The organism is Enterobacter sp. BWH52 (assembly GCF_001037565.1).
Classification (GTDB): domain Bacteria; phylum Pseudomonadota; class Gammaproteobacteria; order Enterobacterales; family Enterobacteriaceae; genus Enterobacter; species Enterobacter hormaechei_C.
Window position 1 is genome coordinate 1,175,502 of sequence record NZ_KQ089854.1, and the last position, 16,791, is coordinate 1,192,292.

Sequence of the window (16,791 nt, forward strand, 5' to 3'; positions counted from 1 at the left end):
CACGAGGCCGGTTTTTTGTTTTACTGTAAATAAATTTTACAGCTTTATTTCACTTCTTCGCCCTTCGCCTGCATATCGGCGTGATAAGAGGAGCGAACAAACGGACCGCACGCGGCATGGGTAAAGCCCATCGCCATCGCTTCGGCTTTCATTTCATCGAACTCATCCGGGCTTACGTAACGCTGTACAGGCAGGTGGTGACGGCTTGGCTGGAGGTACTGGCCCAGCGTCAGCATGGTGACGCCGTGGCGGCGCAGATCGCGCATCACTTCAATGATCTCAGCGTTGGTTTCACCCAGGCCGACCATCAGACCAGACTTGGTTGGAATATGCGGATGGGCTTCTTTAAAGCGTTCCAGCAGCTTCAGCGACCAGTTGTAGTCTGCACCGGGACGTACCTGACGGTAGATACGCGGTACGTTCTCCAGGTTGTGGTTGAACACGTCTGGTGGCGTCGCGGTCAGGATATCGAGCGCGCGATCCATACGGCCACGGAAATCCGGCACCAGCGTCTCAATCTTAATGTTCGGGCTTTTTTCGCGGATGGCGGTAATACAGTCAGCAAAATGCTGAGCACCGCCATCGCGCAGATCGTCACGGTCAACGGAGGTAATAACAACATAACGCAGCGCCATATCGGCAATCGTCTGCGCCAGTTTTTGCGGTTCGTTAGCGTCTGGCGCAACGGGACGGCCATGGGCAACGTCACAGAACGGACAACGGCGGGTGCAGATGGCACCCAGAATCATAAATGTCGCGGTACCGTGATTGAAACATTCAGCAAGGTTAGGGCACGAGGCCTCTTCACAGACAGAGTGAAGACCATTTTTGCGCATCGCCGCTTTGATCCCCTGGATACGCGAAGAGTCGGCCGGAAGTTTGATTTTCATCCATTCCGGTTTTCTTAACAGCGCCTCGCGCTCTGTAGCCACGTTTTTAACCGGGATAAGGGCCATTTTATCGGCATCGCGGTATTTAACACCGCGTTCCATCACAATGGGTTTACTCATAGCGTGCGTGTTCCAGTTGCGAATATCGAAGGAAAGCGTTTCAATTCAAGGGAATGTTGTAATTATCAACTATTTTTGAACGAACGACAGGCAGTATATCATTTAAAGGGGCGATAAAGCAGCCTGCCAGGTCGCCAATTTGTAAAATAGTTGTTGTTTTGTGCCTTTTGCCCCGCTTGCGGCAGGGGCTTGCGCTGAAAGGCGGGATCAGAAAGCCTGGCGGATCACGTTAATGACGTTTTCCAGCACCGGATCGCGCAGGCTTAGCTTGTTGTAATGCAGTGAGATTTCAACAGATTCCGTCGTAAGTTGACTCAATGGAATCCTCTCCAGCGGCCAGCATTTTTGAAGCAAAGCGAAGAGACGCACAGGCATAATACAGAGCAAATCGCTGCTGCCAATCAGGGCCGCGAGGGTAAACATATTGTAACTGCTGAAGCTGATCAGACGGTCCGGGAACAGTTCGTCAATACGCTGGCGCAGAGGATCCGGGCCCTGCCCCTCGGACATAAAGGTTGCATGTTCGTAATGACGCAAATTTTCAGGCGTCAAAGGTGCGCTCAATACAGGATGATTCTGACGACAAACGAGCGCCAGAGAGTCGGTATAGAGAACGTTATGCCCTAATGCTCTGGCCGCGAAGCTGTTGCTGTCGATGATCAGGTCCGTCTGGAATTGCGCCAGCTGAGTTTCCGGATCGTTAACGGGCACATTGCGGATCAGCAGCTGTGGCGCATGCTGTTTAACAGCCTGGTAAATAGCGGGCATGACCAGAACGCCCACAGAGGGAGAGGTGCCTATGGTGATGGTTCGTTGCTTATCGTAACTGCCGGTGAGATCCAGCGCGCCCAGAATCGATTCCAGACCCTGGCTGATGTACTCATGCAGATGGGTGGCGTACGCGGTGGGGGTTACGCCCTGGCCTTTACGAATAAATAAGGGATCGGGAAATATCGCGCGCAATTTTTGAATTGACTGGCTAATAGCAGAGGGTGTGAGATTAAGAATTTTCGCAGCATTAACGATACCTTTGTGGACATATACCGCCTCAAAAATAGTCAATAAATTGAGATCAATATTACGTAAAGTCCGGAAAATTTGCGGCTTATCTTCGCCGCTGGTTTCATTCAGGCGTTTGGCTGGTAAATTAGTAGGCTCCACGCTCTTACTCCGTATCCATTCACAATATGAATGATAGTTGAATTTATTTATTATGCTTGCAGAGATTCGTAAAGTGTTTCGTAAGTTTCCCTTGTTTATCGAAAACAAGCAGTTGGGTGATTATCACGCACGTTACACGATACCCGGTGATGGTACTATTAAGGTTCTAATTAATATGGGACGCTAATATATGGGCGACTCGAAAATATAGAATATGCGGTTTATTGTAAAGCGTAAATGCGGCAATTAAGCAGTGGCTGGTCAAATAACCGAACCACTGCCGGAAGTGTGTTAAGCAGCAATATATTCGTAGTCAGGATTGTTAAGCAGCGCTAAAAACTTCTTCAAAAGCACGGGGCGGATATTCTCAGGCGTGGCGGTAGCGACCCACTGGCGCATTTGCGTCATTTCCATACCCGCATACCCGCATGGGTTGATGCGCTGGAAAGGGGTCAGATCCATATTGATATTCAGCGCCAGCCCGTGGAACGAGCAGCCTTTACGGATACGCAGCCCCAGCGAACAGATTTTCTTCTCTCCCACGTAGACGCCCGGGGCATCGGCGCGAGGATGAGCGTCGATACCGTACTCAGCGAGCGTGTTCACCACGGTCTGTTCCAGTAAGGTCACGAGCTCACGTACGCCCAGCTTTCTGCGTTTCAGGTTAAGCAGGACATACATTACCTGCTGGCCCGGGCCGTGGTAGGTTACCTGTCCACCGCGATCGCTCTGGATCACCGGGATATCACCCGTCATCAATAAATGTTCGGCTTTTCCTGCCTGGCCCTGAGTAAACACCGGCATGTGTTCAACCAGCCAGATTTCATCAGGGGTGGTGTCATCGCGCATATCGGTAAAGTCATGCATAGCCTGAGAGACTGGCTCGTAAGGCTGTATCCCAAGATGGCGAACAAGAATTTTATCCTGGTACAAAAGGACGTCTCCGAAGACAAGGGAGAATAGGTAACGCGGAGTATATCACAGCGGGGAAGTGGGTTACCCGGCAAACCGGGTAACCGCAGAGGGACTACAGCACCATACGAACAATTTCGATATTGCCGAGCTCTTCGTACAGCGTCTCAACCTGCTCAATGTGTGTCGCAGTGATGGTGATTGAGACCGAGTGGTAATTACCTTTGCTGCTCGGTTTGACTGATGGAGAGTAGTCGCCCGGCGCATGGCGCTGTACCACTTCAACCACCTGATCAACCAGCTCAGGTTTCGCCAGACCCATTACTTTGTAAGTAAAAGGGGTAGGGAATTCAAGCAGTTCGTTAAGTTTGGTTTTCATGTCAGCTCCGGCGTGTGTGTAAAAAATAATAACTCCCGCCACGGGGCGGGAGTTTTACTGATACGTAGTATATGGGGATCAAAATCACACTTTCAAGTGTTCAATTTTTAACCAAACCAGTGATGGAACATCAGCTTAATGTAATCAATGATTTTGCCGAAGAAATTGCCTTCAGGAATCTCCTCCAGCACCACCAGCGGGCGTTGATCGATGGTTTTGCCATCCAGCTGGAAGTTGATAGTACCCACGACCTGATTCTTTTGCAGCGGGGCGTGCAGCTCGGTGGTATTCAGCACATAGCTGGCTTTCAGATCTTTCATACGACCGCGTGGGATAGTCAGATAGAGATCTTTGTCCACGCCCAGGGAAGCGCGGTCGTTATCGCCAAACCAGACAGGTTCAGAGGCAAATTCTTTACCGGCTTTCAGCGGGTTCACGGTTTCGAAGAAGCGGAAGCCCCAGGTCAGCAGTTTTTTGCTTTCCGTTTCGCGTCCTTTAAACGTACGCCCCCCCATCACGGCAGAGATCAGACGCATCTGGCCTTCAGTGGCGGAGGCCACCAGGTTATAACCAGCTTTATCGGTGTGGCCGGTTTTGATACCGTCGACGTTCAGGCTGTTGTCCCACAGCAGGCCGTTACGGTTGGTCTGACGAATGCCGTTGAAGGTGAACTCTTTCTCTTTGTAGATAGAGTACTCGTTTGGCACGTCGCGGATCAGCGCCTGACCGATCAGCGCCATGTCACGCGCGGAGCTGTACTGACCCTCGGCGTCCAGGCCGTGAACGGTCTGGAAGTGGCTGTTTTTCAGACCCAGCGCGGAGACGTAGCTGTTCATCAGGCCCACAAACGCGTCCTGGCTGCCCGCGGCAAAATCAGCCATGGCCACGCAGGCGTCGTTACCGGACTGCAAGTTGATGCCACGGATAAGCTGAGAGACCGGAACCTGCATGCCAGGTTTCAGGAACATCAGCGATGAACCTTTGAACACGGGGTTGCCGGTTGCCCACGCATCGTTACCGATAGTCACCAGGTCGGTTTCTTTGAATTTGCCTGCTTTCATAGCCTGGCCGATAACATAGCTGGTCATCATTTTGGTCAGGCTGGCCGGATCGCGGCGGGCATCGGCGTTCTGTTCTGCCAGAACTTTGCCGGAGTTGTAATCAATCAGGATGTAGGATTCCGCGTCGATCTGCGGAACGCCAGGGATCATGGTCTTGATGTTCAGGTCATCCGCGTGAGCTGCGGAGAACGCAGCAGCGCAAAGGGCCGTGGTCAGCGCCATGCGCTGCACAAAACGAGCAGAAAAAGTGGTCTTCATGGTCAGAACTACGACATCCGTGATGGAATTAAAAAAGTGCCTTACTATAGCAAATGCTATACGGGCAGGCATCCGACTTTCATCATGAGAGTGTTAACGTGGTTTACACAAACTGACATTTCGGATACCACCGAATAATTATTTTGCAACAGCGATAAACGACTGGAGCTGCGCCTCGCTCTGCAAACGCTGTTGCAGGGATGCTGCCTGCGATTTGCTGGCAAACGGACCCATCTGGATACGCCATACCGCACCGTTTTGCTCAACGCGGCCTGGCACGCCAAACTGTTTGCTTAAACGCTGCTGATATTGCTCTGCACGGGTCCGATCGCTGACAGCGCCAACCTGAACCACGTAGCTGCCGCTCGCCGTCGCAGGCGCCGCAGTCTGCGTAGCAGCAGGCGCGGTCACCGGGGCGGGTTGTGCAGCGGGTGCAGCAACGACGGGCGCAGGCGCTGGGGCAGGTTCATTTGATTCAATCACGCCCGGCGCTAACGTGGTGGGTGCGCCAAGGAAACCACTGCTTTTCACCGGGGCGCCTGTCGCGTCTTCACTTTGCAGCGTATCGTTGCTGATAGCACGCACTTCACCCTGCGGCTGTGTGGGCTCTGCCGGCGTTGAAGCGCCCCCCATACCACCGCTCAGATCCGGGCGAGCGGGCAGGGCATAGGTCTGTTTCGCGACCGTGGTACAGGCCGTGCCCGGGCCAGACAGTGAACCATCCTGCGCCACGATAATCGGGTCGATACGCACTTTAGTATTGTTTGAGGTGTTCAGACGGTCGGCCGCCGCGCGGGACAGGGAGATCACGCGATCGGTGCCGTAAGGCCCGCGATCGTTGATACGCACCACGATCATTCGGCCATTCGCCAGGTTAGTGATGCGTGCATAGCTCGGGACAGGCAACGTCGGGTGTGCCGCCGTGATCTGCATCGGATCGAAGGTTTCACCCGACGCGGTCAGGTTGCTACCGGGCTCAGCGTCATAGATGGCAGCAAAGCCAGCCTGGCTGAAACGGGAAGGATCCTGAACGATTTTATAACTTTTACCGTCGCGCTGATAATCCTGATTCACGCTGGCGTTCAGCGGTTCATAAACGGGATCGGCACCGCTAATCTCAACAATCGGGCCATTACAGACCGCAGGCTGCGGCGGCGCGACGGTTGCCTGTTGCTGACCATCATCACTTGTACAGGCGGCAAGTAAACTTGCTGCGATGCAGATCCCCAGCCACTGCTTACGCATTGCGATCCCCTTATTTTTATACGCTTTTGGACAACATTTTCCTGTGGGTATGGATCGACATGACGATACCAAACCCGGCCATCAACACGATCAGTGCCGAGCCCCCGTAACTCACTAGCGGCAGCGGTACGCCGACAACCGGCAGAATCCCACTCACCATACCAATATTTACGAAGACATAAACGAACAAAATCAACATTAATCCGCCTGCCATCACGCGACCAAAGGTGGTTTGGGCGCGTGCGGCAATCCACAAACCTCGCATGATCAGCAGCACGTAGAGTGCAAGCAGAACCAGGATGCCAACCAGCCCTAACTCCTCAGCCAGAACGGCAAAGATAAAGTCGGTGTGGCGTTCCGGTAAAAATTCGAGCTGCGACTGCGTACCGTGCAGCCAGCCTTTGCCGCGCAGGCCGCCGGAGCCAATCGCAATCTTCGACTGAATAATATGATAGCCTGCGCCCAGCGGATCGGTCTCGGGATCGAGCAGCATCATAACGCGCTGACGCTGGTAATCATGCATCAGGAAGAACCAGAGGATAGGAATAAACGCGGCAACCAGCACCACGGCGATACCAATCAGACGCCAGCTCAGGCCGGACAGGAACAGGACGAACAGGCCGGAGAGGGCGATAAGAATCGAGGTGCCGAGGTCCGGCTGTGCGGCCACGAGCAGCGTCGGCAGGAAAATCAGCACCAGCGCAATGGCGGTATTTTTCAACGACGGCGGGCAGACGTCGCGGTTAATAAAGCGCGCCACCATCAGCGGGACGGCGATTTTGGCGATTTCCGACGGCTGGAAGCGGACAATCCCCAGATCCAGCCAGCGTTGTGCCCCCTTCGAGATGGCGCCGAAAGCATCTACTGCCACCAACAAAATGATACAGAAAATATAGAGATAGGGCGCCCAACCCTCGTACACGCGCGGCGGTATTTGCGCCATCACCACCATAATAACCAGACCCATGGCGATCTGGCCGATTTTACGCTCCATCATGCCGATATCCTGGCCGCTGGCGCTCCAGATAACGAGGGCGCTGTACACCAGCAGAGCCAGCAGGATCAGCAGCATGGCAGGGTCGATGTGGATCTTGTCCCACAGCGATTTTTTATTCGGATTATCCGTCATGATTATTGGTCCTCCGCCGCAGCGGCTGCCGGGTTTTCAGCTGGCAGTTCGGTGTTGTTGTCACCCAGCATGATGTGGTCGAGGATTTGACGCATGATGGTACCCACCGCCGGGCCTGCGCCGCCGTTCTCCAGAATCATCGCCACCGCAACCTGCGGGTTATCATAAGGGGCAAACGCCGTCATGAGCTTGTGGTCACGCAGACGTTCGGCAATTTTATGTGCGTTGTAAGTTTCATTCGCTTTAAGACCGAAGACCTGAGCCGTACCTGATTTCGCGGCTACCTTATACGGTGCGCCAGCGAAATATTTGTGCGCCGTCCCGTTAGGGCGGTTGGCTACACCGTACATGCCGTCTTTCGCGATTTCCCAGTATCCGGAATGAATGTCACCCACTGGCGGCTCGTGCGGCTGTATCCATGGCACTTTTTTGCCGTCTTCAACGGTGCTTTGCAGCAGGTGCGGCACTTTCACGACGCCATCGTTGATGAGGATCATCATCGCCTTGTTCATTTGCAGCGGCGTTGCCGTCCAGTAGCCCTGGCCGATCCCCACCGGAATGGTGTCACCCTGATACCAGGGTTTTTTAAAGCGCTTCAGCTTCCATTCGCGGGTTGGCATGTTGCCGGAACGCTCTTCCGCCAAATCTATACCGGTGTAATGCCCGTAGCCGAACTTGCTCATCCATTCAGACAGACGGTCAATACCCATGTCGTAGGCGACCTGATAGAAGAAGGTATCCGCCGACTCCTCCAGTGATTTGGTCACGTTCAGATGGCCGTGGCCCCATTTTTTCCAGTCGCGGTAGCGTTTCTCAGAGCCAGGCAACTGCCACCAGCCGGGGTCAAACAGACTGGTATTACGGGTGATGACGCCCGCGCTCAGCGCAGACACGGCGACATACGGTTTAACCGTTGAAGCTGGAGGATAAACCCCCTGCGTCGCGCGGTTTACCAGCGGCGTGTTTGGATCGTTGAGCAGGCCGGAGTAATCCTTGCTGGAGATGCCATCCACGAAGAGGTTCGGATCGTAGCTTGGCATCGAAACCATCGCCAGAATGCCGCCGGTACGCGGGTCGGTCACAATAACCGCAGCACGGCTACCCGCCAGCAGCGTCTCGATATACTGCTGTAGCTTCAGGTCGAGCGTCAGATAGACGTCATGCCCCGCCTGCGGGGGCACCTCTTTCAGTTGCCGGATCACGCGGCCACGGTTGTTAACTTCAACCTCTTCATACCCGGTCTGACCGTGCAGTACATCTTCGTAATAACGTTCGATCCCCAGCTTGCCAATATCATGGGTTGCGGCGTAGTTAGCCAGCTTGCCGTCTTTATCAAGGCGTTCGACGTCTTTATCGTTGATTTTGGAGACGTAACCAATGACGTGCGTCAGCGCGGAGCCGTAAGGATAGTAGCGGCGTTTATAGCCTTTGACTTCCACTCCGGGGAAACGGTACTGGTTAACGGCAAAACGGGCGACCTGCACTTCCGTCAGGTTGGTTTTTACCGGAATGGAGGTGAAGCGGTGAGAACGTGCGCGCTCTTTTTTGAACGCAGCGATATCGTCATCAGTCAGGTCGACAACGCTTCTCAGCGCGTTCAGGGTATCCTGCACGTTATCCACTTTCTCGGGCATCATCTCTATCTGGTAGATGGTGCGATTAAGCGCCAGCGGCGTGCCGTTACGATCGTAGATAATGCCGCGGCTGGGCGCGATGGGCACCAGCTTGATACGGTTTTCGTTTGAGCGGGTCTGGTAATCGGTATAGCGGACAATTTGCAGATTATAGAGGTTGGCGATCAGCACGCCGGTAAGCAGCAAAATCCCCGTAAAGGCGACCAGCGCCCGGCGCACAAACAGCGCGGACTCAGCCGTATAGTCGCGAAAAGAATTCTGTAGTTTCATCCGCTGCTTAAATTACCCTGGTCAGTCATTACTCGCGGTGATAAGGGTGGTTGGTAGTGATGCTCCATGCGCGATACAAACTTTCTGCCACGAGAACCCGTACAAGCGGGTGGGGCAGCGTCAGCGCCGAGAGTGACCAACTTTGTTCTGCTGCCGCTTTGCAGGCGAGAGATAACCCCTCTGGTCCGCCAATCAACAGACTGACGTCCCGACCATCCTGCTTCCAGCGCTCCAGTTCGTGCGCCAGCTGCGGCGTATCCCAGGGTTTGCCCGGGATATCGAGGGTCACGATGCGGTTTTTGCCTGCGGCAGCCAGCATCAGCTCTCCCTCTTTATCGAGAATACGTTTGATATCTGCGTTCTTGCCGCGCTTTCCTGCTGGGATCTCCACCAGTTCGAACGGCATATCTTTTGGGAAACGACGCAGATACTCAGTAAAACCGGTTTGTACCCAGTCCGGCATTTTGGTGCCGACGGCGACCAGTTGCAACTTCACGCATTAACCCCAGAGTTTTTCCAGCTCATACAGGCGACGGCTCTCTTCCTGCATGACGTGGACAATCACATCGCCGAGATCGACAACCACCCAGTCAGCGGTCGCTTCACCTTCAACGCCCAGCGGAAGCAGCCCTGCCGCGCGCGATTCCTGAACAACATGGTCAGCAATCGAAACAACGTGACGAGTTGAGGTGCCGGTGCAGATGATCATGCAGTCGGTGATGCTGGATTTACCCTTAACGTCGATAGCGATGATGTCCTGACCTTTCAGGTCATCAATTTTGTCGATAACAAAATCCTGGAGTGCTTTACCCTGCAAGTTTTCCCCCTGGGTGAATGAGATTGTACAACTATGAATTCGTGGCCAGTCAGTATACCTGAACTGACGCCAGTCGCGGGACAAATGTCACCGCCCGGCTTTTGAAGGCGGGTATCATCCCACCCTCCGCCTGAGATTGCATCGCCATTTTTGTAAAACAATTTCTGTAAAGCAGCGATCGGCGGGAAAGTCTGGCAGCGGAGGATATCAGTATGGCTTAGCCTGTCAAGGCAGGATAATCATTAACGGACAATTTCGCCGGCGATGCTCAGACATCTGTACTTTTCTGATACAGACCGTGCGCATGGATATAGGCCAGCACGGGCGAGGGGAGGAGATCGTCACAGTCTAAACCCTGCTGGAGACGCTCGCGGATGAGGGTCGCGGAAATATCAAACCACGGCGTTTCAGCGAGGTAAATTTTCCCGGCGGGGAGACTGTGCAGGTCTTCTATATTGTCCGTCAGATGTGCGTCAAGCCACTGCTGATGCTGCGCGTCGCGCATGGTCAGCGGGTAGCCCGGACGGCGGCAGACCAGCAGATGACTGTTTTCCAGAATGGTTTCGTACTGGTACCAGCTGGGAAAGTTGAGCAAGGAATCCTGGCCGATGATAAACGCCAGCGGTTTCATGGGCCCCTGCTCAGCGCGCCACTCCCGCAGCGTTTGCGATGTCCAGGAAGGGGTATCCCTGCGCAGTTCACGCTCATCCAGCGTGAAGAGAGGCTTATCGGCGATAGCCAGCGCGAGCATCGCTTTACGCTGCTCGCTGGTTGCTTCTGGCTGAGGACGGTGCGGCGGAACATTGTTGGGCATGATGATTACCCGCTGCAACCCAATCAAATTCGCGAGGATTTCTACCGGCTTAAGATGCCCATAGTGCACCGGGTCGAAGGTCCCGCCATACATTGCCTGTAAAGAATGCATATCACCCATCGATAAATACGTCTGCCAGCGCCTTATGGCAGAGCAGCAAAGAGAGACTCTCCAGCTCCGCCCAGACAGACTGACCGTAATCCTGTTTTAACGTCAGTTCGGCGCGCATCAGAAGTTGCACTGCCTGACGCAACTGCTCCTGGCTCAGGCGATTTATCGCCTCCGTGGTCATCGCCCGACGGTTTTGCCAGACGCGATGTTTGTCGAATAAGGCGCGCAGGGGCGTGTGTGCTGACTGGCGTTTAAGGTTGTTCAGCAGCAGTAATTCGCGCTGGAGCGTACGGAGCAGGATGACCGGCTCACTCCCTTCCAGGCGCAGCTGTTGCAGGATGTGCAGAGCACGTTTACTTTTCGCCGACAGCAGCGCATCAACCCAGTGGAAGGGGGTAAAGTGCGCGGCATCATTCACCGCCTGTTCCACGCGCGGCAGCGTCAGCTTGCCATCGGGCCACAGCAGGGCGAGCCTGTCCAGCGCCTGCGCCAGTGCCAGAAGGTTGCCTTCGTAGCAGTAGCACAGGAGCTGACTGGCGGCCTCATCCAGCTGCAAATTGTGCTGCTTTGCTCGCGCGGCAACCCATTTTGGCAGATGCGCCTGCTCTGGAGTCTGGCAGGAGACAAGCACCGCACTGGGGGTTAGCCGGGTAAACCAGGCAGCGTTTTCCTGCGCTTTTGTGAGTTTGTTGCCGCGTACGATAAGCAGCAGATCGCCGTGTAACAAACTCACCAGCATAGCCAGCTGTTCATTGATGGCAGCGTTAGGACCATTCTCAGGCAGCAGGATCTGGATTGTCTGACGAGAGGCAAACAGGCTCATGGCCTGACAAAGCGAGAAGATAGCGTTCCAGTCGGTACTGTTATCGATCTGGAACGTATGATGCTCATCGAAACCCTGCGCGGCTGCCGCATGGCGAACCGCATCAAGGCTTTCCTGTAGTAACAGGGGGTCGTTGCCGAGTAGCAGATAGGCCGCGCGCAGCCCTTCGTTGAGCTGCGCGCGGAGTTGTTCAGGATACAACCTGATCATCAGTTACCCAGAGACGTTGGCATATCCGGCGTGCTGGCATCCGGTGTTTCGATAACGTCAGCGCCTTTTTTCGTCGACGCGGCAATGGCAGGCAGCCTGCGGATCAGCTGTTCCGCGGCCTTATCATACATTTCCTTGATGATAATCTGCTGTTCGGCGTCTTTTGCCAGCGCCGTCTGCGGGTTATCGAAGAACGAGCGGTAGACTTTGGTATTGATAGGGTAAATATCTTTACCTGGCATCAAGACGGCCGCATCAACGGTTAGCACCATCTGATATTCCGCCGTCCGCCCATCCTGGAAGATCGAGGCCGTATCTTGTGACAGCGTTGATTTCAGGACACGGAGCGAAGGAACATCCTGACGTAGGGTTCCCTTCTCGATCAGCTTAACATCGTTCAAACGCAGCTGGTTACGAATGGCCCGGCTCAGCGGTCCGTTCGGATCGGATGAGTCGAAGATCATCGTTTTCATCTGCGCAGGCACTGCCGTGGTGTTGCGCAGGTGCCAGCCGCAGCCAGCGGTGACAAGCACCGCCAGAGATAAGAGTATTGTTGCCAGTTGTCGCACGTTTCCTCCCGCGCTTAGCCAACGACCAGATTCAGCAGTTTACCAGGTACGTAGATCACTTTACGTACGGTAACGCCCTCAAGGTATTTAGCGACCAGATGCTCCTGGCCTGCGCGCTCGCGAACCTGTTCTTCGGTTGCGTCGACCGCGACGGTAATTTTACCGCGCACTTTACCGTTAACCTGCACCACCACCAGCGTGGTGTTTTCCACCATAGCGGATTCATCCGCCACTGGCCACGGCGCATTGTCGATATCGCCTTCGCCTTTCAGTTCCTGCCACAGGGTAAAGCTAACGTGCGGCGTGAACGGGTTCAGCATGCGAACGACCGCCAGCAGCGCTTCACGCATTAACGCGCGATCCTGCTCGCCATCCTGCGGGGCTTTCGCCAGCTTGTTCATCAGTTCCATAATAGCCGCAATTGCGGTATTGAAGGTCTGACGACGACCAATATCATCGGTGACTTTCGCAATAGTTTTATGAACATCACGACGCAGCGCCTGTTGATCTTCAGTCAGTGCAGCTACGTTCAGCGCTGGCGCATCGCCCTGAGAGGTGTGCTCGTAAACCAGTTTCCAGACGCGCTTCAGGAAGCGGTTGGCCCCTTCAACACCGGATTCCTGCCACTCAAGGGTCATATCTGCCGGGGAGGCGAACATCATGAACAGACGCACGGTATCCGCACCATAACGCTCAACCATCACCTGCGGGTCGATGCCGTTATTTTTAGACTTGGACATCTTGCTCATGCCGGTATAAACCAGTTCATGACCTTCAGCGTCTTTCGCCTTCACGATACGGCCTTTCTCGTCGCGCTCGACAATCGCATCAACCGGAGAAACCCAGTTACGCTCGCCGTTCGCGCCAACGTAGTAGAACGCATCTGCCAGCACCATACCCTGACACAGCAGCTGTTTTGCCGGCTCGTCGGAGTTGACCAGGCCTGCGTCACGCATCAGTTTGTGGAAGAAGCGGAAGTAGAGCAGGTGCATGATGGCGTGTTCAATGCCACCGATGTAAATGTCTACCGGCAGCCAGTAGTTTGCTGCATCAGAATCCAGCATGCCTTCTTTGTACTGCGGGCAGGTGTAGCGCGCATAGTACCAGGAGGATTCCATAAAGGTGTCAAAGGTGTCGGTTTCACGCAGCGCTGGCTGACCGTTGACGGTGGTTTTCGCCCACTCAGGATCGGCTTTGATCGGGCTGGTGATGCCGTCCATGACCACGTCTTCCGGCAGGATCACCGGCAGCTGATCTTCCGGCGTTGGCATCACGGTACCATCTTCCAGCGTCACCATTGGGATTGGCGCACCCCAGTAACGCTGACGGGAAACGCCCCAGTCGCGCAGACGGTAGTTCACTTTACGCTCGCCCACGCCCAGGGAGGCCAGCTTGTCGGCGATGGCGTTGAAGCCCTCTTCGAAGCTCAGGCCGCTGAACTCACCGGAGTTAAACAGGGTGCCTTTTTCAGTCAGCGCTTGCTCAGAGAGATCGGGTTCAGAGCCGTCAGCAGCAAGAATAACAGGCTTGATGGTCAGGCCGTATTTGGTGGCAAATTCGTAGTCGCGCTGGTCGTGACCCGGCACGGCCATCACGGCGCCTGTGCCGTATTCCATCAGTACGAAGTTGGCGGCCCAGACAGGGATCGCTTCGCCTGTCAGCGGGTGAATAGCTTTAAAGCCGGTATCAACGCCTTTTTTCTCCATCGTCGCCATGTCGGCTTCGGCCACTTTAGTATTGCGGCATTCGTCGATGAAGGTCGCCAGTTCTGGATTGTTTTCTGCCGCTTTCTGCGCCAGCGGGTGACCTGCGGCCACGGCCAGGTAGGTCGCGCCCATGAAGGTGTCCGGGCGGGTGGTGTAGACGGTCAGGGTTTGATCGTAGTTCTCAACGTTGAAGGTAATTTCCACACCTTCGGAACGGCCGATCCAGTTGCGCTGCATGGTCTTAACGGTATCTGGCCAGTGGTCCAGATTGTCCAGATCGTTCAGCAGTTCGTCAGCGTAGGCGGTGATTTTGATAAACCACTGCGGGATCTCTTTACGCTCTACTTTGGTGTCGCAGCGCCAGCAGCAGCCATCGATAACCTGTTCGTTCGCGAGAACGGTCTGGTCATTTGGGCACCAGTTAACGGCAGAGGTCTTCTTGTACACCAGGCCTTTTTTATACAGCTCGGTGAAGAATTTCTGCTCCCAGCGGTAGTATTCCGGGGTACAGGTTGCCAGCTCGCGGCTCCAGTCATAGCCGAAGCCCAGCATTTTCAGCTGGTTTTTCATGTACGCGATGTTGTCGTACGTCCACGGAGCCGGTGCCGTGTTGTTTTTCACCGCCGCGCCTTCAGCAGGCAGGCCGAACGCATCCCAGCCGATAGGCTGAAGAACGTTTTTGCCCAGCATGCGCTGGTAGCGTGCAATCACGTCACCGATGGTGTAGTTACGCACGTGGCCCATGTGTAGTCGACCAGAAGGATAGGGAAGCATCGACAGGCAGTAATACTTCTCTTTGCTCTCGTCTTCGGTTACTTCAAAGGTGCGCTTCTCGTCCCAGTGTTGCTGGACTTTTGATTCTATCTCTTCCGGGCGGTATTGCTCTTGCATGGCAGCCAGTGGTCCTGTGTTCAATACAGCTACAAATGTAGCCAATGGATGTGGTAATTCAGATCCGCATAGCATAGCCCAAACGCCCGCGTCAAAACAGCCTTTCACGCAAATGCACTTTGCAGGAATTTACCGGGTCTGTGCTTCACCTGACAAAGCGGCGGCGAAATAAGGTCTATTATTAGAGACAGTTACTTACCCGGGAGGCAAAATGATGAACAAGGTTGCTCAATTTTACCGTGAACTGGTAGCGACTCTGACGGAACGGCTGCGTAACGGCGAGCGTGATATCGACGCGCTGGTCGAACAGGCACGCGCACGCGTGACGCAAACGGGTGAGTTAACGCGAACCGAAGTGGAAGAGGTGACGCGCGCCGTGCGCCGTGACCTGGAGGAGTTCGCGCGAAGCTATGAAGAGAGCCAGGACGAGATCGCCGACAGTGTTTTTATGCGGGTAATTAAAGAGAGCCTGTGGCAGGAGCTGGCGGATATTACCGATAAAACTCAGCTGGAGTGGCGCGAGGTGTTCCAGGATTTAAACCACCACGGTGTCTATCACAGCGGCGAAGTAGTGGGGCTGGGGAACCTGGTGTGTGAGAAGTGCCACCACCATATTGCCGTTTATACGCCGGAGGTGTTGTCGCTGTGTCCGAAGTGCGGGCACGACCAGTTCCAGCGTCGGCCGTTTGAGCCGTAGGTAAAAGCAAAACTGTTTGCACCCTCTCCCTGTGGGAGAGGGTCGGGGTGAGGGCATCAGGCCGCAGAATAATAAGCCAGCCGCTCCGCCAGCAAATCCACAAACGCTTCCCGATCGATATCCACCATCACCGTGGTATTCGGCTTGTTTCCCGTTAGCGAGTAATAGTCCACCACCGTCATTCCCTGGGTATATTTCCCCTGTGTTTCCACACCAACCCAACGCTCGACCGTGGTAAACATTTCCGGCTTCAGCAGCCAGGCGATGGTGCATGGGTCATGCAGCGGGGCGCCGTGGAAGCCCCACTTCTCGGCTTTGTGATACTCCATAAAGAAATCGAGCAGCTCTGCCACGGTTGTTGCAACCGGGTTACCCACAGAACGGAATCGTTCGATGTCCTGCACCATAATTTGTGCGCGGTGGGTAACGTCCAGCCCCGCCATCACAATCGGCAGGCCCGACTGGAAGACGATTTCCGCGGCTTCCGGGTCAACGAAGATGTTGAACTCTGCTGCTGGCGTCCAGTTCCCCAGCCCCATTGCCCCGCCCATGATGACGATACGGGCGATGTTGCTGTGCAGTTCAGGATGGCTGTTCAGCAGCAGCGCAACGTTGGTCTGCGGGCCGGTCGCCACCAGCGTCACGGGCTCTGCGCTCTCACGCAGCACCTTCGCCATGAGCTCGACGGCAGTGCAGTTTTGCGGTGCGAAATCCGGCTCCGGCAGCGCCGGACCGTCCAGCCCACTTTCACCGTGAACGTTATCCGCAATGATCAGCTCGCGCATCAGCGGCTTAACGGCGCCACCTGCGACAGGAATATCGGTGCGTTTCAGCAGCGTCAACATGCGCAACACGTTTCGCAAGGTTTTATCCGGCGTCTGGTTTCCGGCGGAGGAGGTGACAGCTTTTACGTCCAGTTCAGGGGAAGCAAGAGCAAGGACGAGTGCGATCGCGTCATCATGACCCGGATCGCAGTCGAGAATAATTGGCTGTGCCATAGCGTTCTCCATTCTCAGCATTATTTGTGACAAGGTTAACGCTGTGATGTGAAGCCGAATAGAAAAAGAGATCTAAATCGTGAAGCAGTGCGCAAT

General features: G+C 54.8%; 16 protein-coding genes. 1 reads left to right on the plus strand and 15 read right to left on the minus strand.

What is annotated here, in order from left to right; genetic code table 11:
* Positions 1 to 44: 44 nt before the first annotated feature.
* From lipA to leuS, 14 genes are all read right to left on the minus strand, one after another.
* Positions 45 to 1,010 (minus strand): lipoyl synthase, encoded by a 966-nt coding sequence (lipA, locus tag SK47_RS05490; protein WP_006809637.1) that lies wholly within the window; start codon positions 1,008 to 1,010, stop codon positions 45 to 47.
* A gap of 207 nt (positions 1,011 to 1,217) precedes the next feature.
* Complete coding sequence (locus tag SK47_RS05495) at positions 1,218 to 2,171, minus strand: YbeF family transcriptional regulator (protein WP_022650600.1); 954 nt, start codon at positions 2,169 to 2,171, stop codon at positions 1,218 to 1,220.
* A 291-nt stretch (positions 2,172 to 2,462) separates the two neighbouring features.
* The gene (gene lipB / locus SK47_RS05500) at positions 2,463 to 3,104 is read right to left on the minus strand and encodes a lipoyl(octanoyl) transferase LipB (RefSeq protein ID WP_022650601.1); all 642 of its coding nucleotides are present in this window, start codon (positions 3,102 to 3,104) and stop codon (positions 2,463 to 2,465) included.
* Positions 3,105 to 3,198: 94 nt separating this feature from the next.
* Positions 3,199 to 3,462: a DUF493 family protein YbeD gene (ybeD, locus tag SK47_RS05505; RefSeq protein ID WP_003858718.1), complete on the minus strand. Its 264-nt coding sequence runs from the start codon at positions 3,460 to 3,462 to the stop codon at positions 3,199 to 3,201.
* Positions 3,463 to 3,569: 107 nt separating this feature from the next.
* Positions 3,570 to 4,781, minus strand: coding sequence for a D-alanyl-D-alanine carboxypeptidase DacA (dacA, locus tag SK47_RS05510; protein ID WP_003858714.1), 1,212 nt, complete (start codon positions 4,779 to 4,781; stop codon positions 3,570 to 3,572).
* Positions 4,782 to 4,919: 138 nt separating this feature from the next.
* Positions 4,920 to 6,026, minus strand: a complete 1,107-nt coding sequence (gene rlpA, locus SK47_RS05515) for an endolytic peptidoglycan transglycosylase RlpA (protein WP_003858712.1) — start codon at positions 6,024 to 6,026, stop codon at positions 4,920 to 4,922.
* 16 nt (positions 6,027 to 6,042) lie between these two features.
* Entirely contained in the window at positions 6,043 to 7,155 is a 1,113-nt protein-coding gene (gene mrdB, locus SK47_RS05520) for a peptidoglycan glycosyltransferase MrdB (protein ID WP_015571139.1), read from the minus strand.
* Between the two features lie 2 nt (positions 7,156 to 7,157).
* Entirely contained in the window at positions 7,158 to 9,059 is a 1,902-nt protein-coding gene (gene mrdA / locus SK47_RS05525; RefSeq protein WP_015571138.1) for a peptidoglycan DD-transpeptidase MrdA, read from the minus strand.
* 28 nt (positions 9,060 to 9,087) lie between these two features.
* The gene (gene rlmH / locus SK47_RS05530; RefSeq protein ID WP_048243618.1) at positions 9,088 to 9,555 is read right to left on the minus strand and encodes a 23S rRNA (pseudouridine(1915)-N(3))-methyltransferase RlmH; all 468 of its coding nucleotides are present in this window, start codon (positions 9,553 to 9,555) and stop codon (positions 9,088 to 9,090) included.
* Positions 9,556 to 9,558: 3 nt separating this feature from the next.
* On the minus strand, positions 9,559 to 9,876 hold the full coding sequence (gene rsfS / locus SK47_RS05535) for a ribosome silencing factor (RefSeq protein WP_003858696.1): 318 nt from the start codon (positions 9,874 to 9,876) through the stop codon (positions 9,559 to 9,561).
* Between the two features lie 268 nt (positions 9,877 to 10,144).
* A complete protein-coding gene (gene nadD, locus SK47_RS05540; RefSeq protein WP_003858694.1) occupies positions 10,145 to 10,810 on the minus strand; it encodes a nicotinate-nucleotide adenylyltransferase in 666 nt (221 codons plus the stop codon).
* On the minus strand, positions 10,803 to 11,834 hold the full coding sequence (gene holA / locus SK47_RS05545) for a DNA polymerase III subunit delta (RefSeq protein WP_022650603.1): 1,032 nt from the start codon (positions 11,832 to 11,834) through the stop codon (positions 10,803 to 10,805). Before holA ends, nadD begins: the two co-directional genes overlap by 8 nt.
* A complete protein-coding gene (gene lptE / locus SK47_RS05550) occupies positions 11,834 to 12,403 on the minus strand; it encodes an LPS assembly lipoprotein LptE (protein ID WP_022650604.1) in 570 nt (189 codons plus the stop codon). The genes holA and lptE overlap by 1 nt, the downstream gene beginning before the upstream one ends.
* Before the next feature lie 14 nt (positions 12,404 to 12,417).
* The gene (gene leuS, locus SK47_RS05555) at positions 12,418 to 15,000 is read right to left on the minus strand and encodes a leucine--tRNA ligase (protein WP_022650605.1); all 2,583 of its coding nucleotides are present in this window, start codon (positions 14,998 to 15,000) and stop codon (positions 12,418 to 12,420) included.
* A gap of 214 nt (positions 15,001 to 15,214) precedes the next feature.
* Here leuS and SK47_RS05560 point away from each other — a divergent pair, with 214 nt between their 5' ends.
* Positions 15,215 to 15,697, plus strand: a complete 483-nt coding sequence (locus SK47_RS05560; RefSeq protein WP_003858689.1) for a zinc ribbon-containing protein — start codon at positions 15,215 to 15,217, stop codon at positions 15,695 to 15,697.
* A 56-nt stretch (positions 15,698 to 15,753) separates the two neighbouring features.
* On the opposite strand, the gene rihA is transcribed toward SK47_RS05560, so the two are convergent.
* Complete coding sequence (gene rihA, locus SK47_RS05565; RefSeq protein WP_045332370.1) at positions 15,754 to 16,695, minus strand: pyrimidine-specific ribonucleoside hydrolase RihA; 942 nt, start codon at positions 16,693 to 16,695, stop codon at positions 15,754 to 15,756.
* Between the last annotated feature and the right edge of the window lie 96 nt (positions 16,696 to 16,791).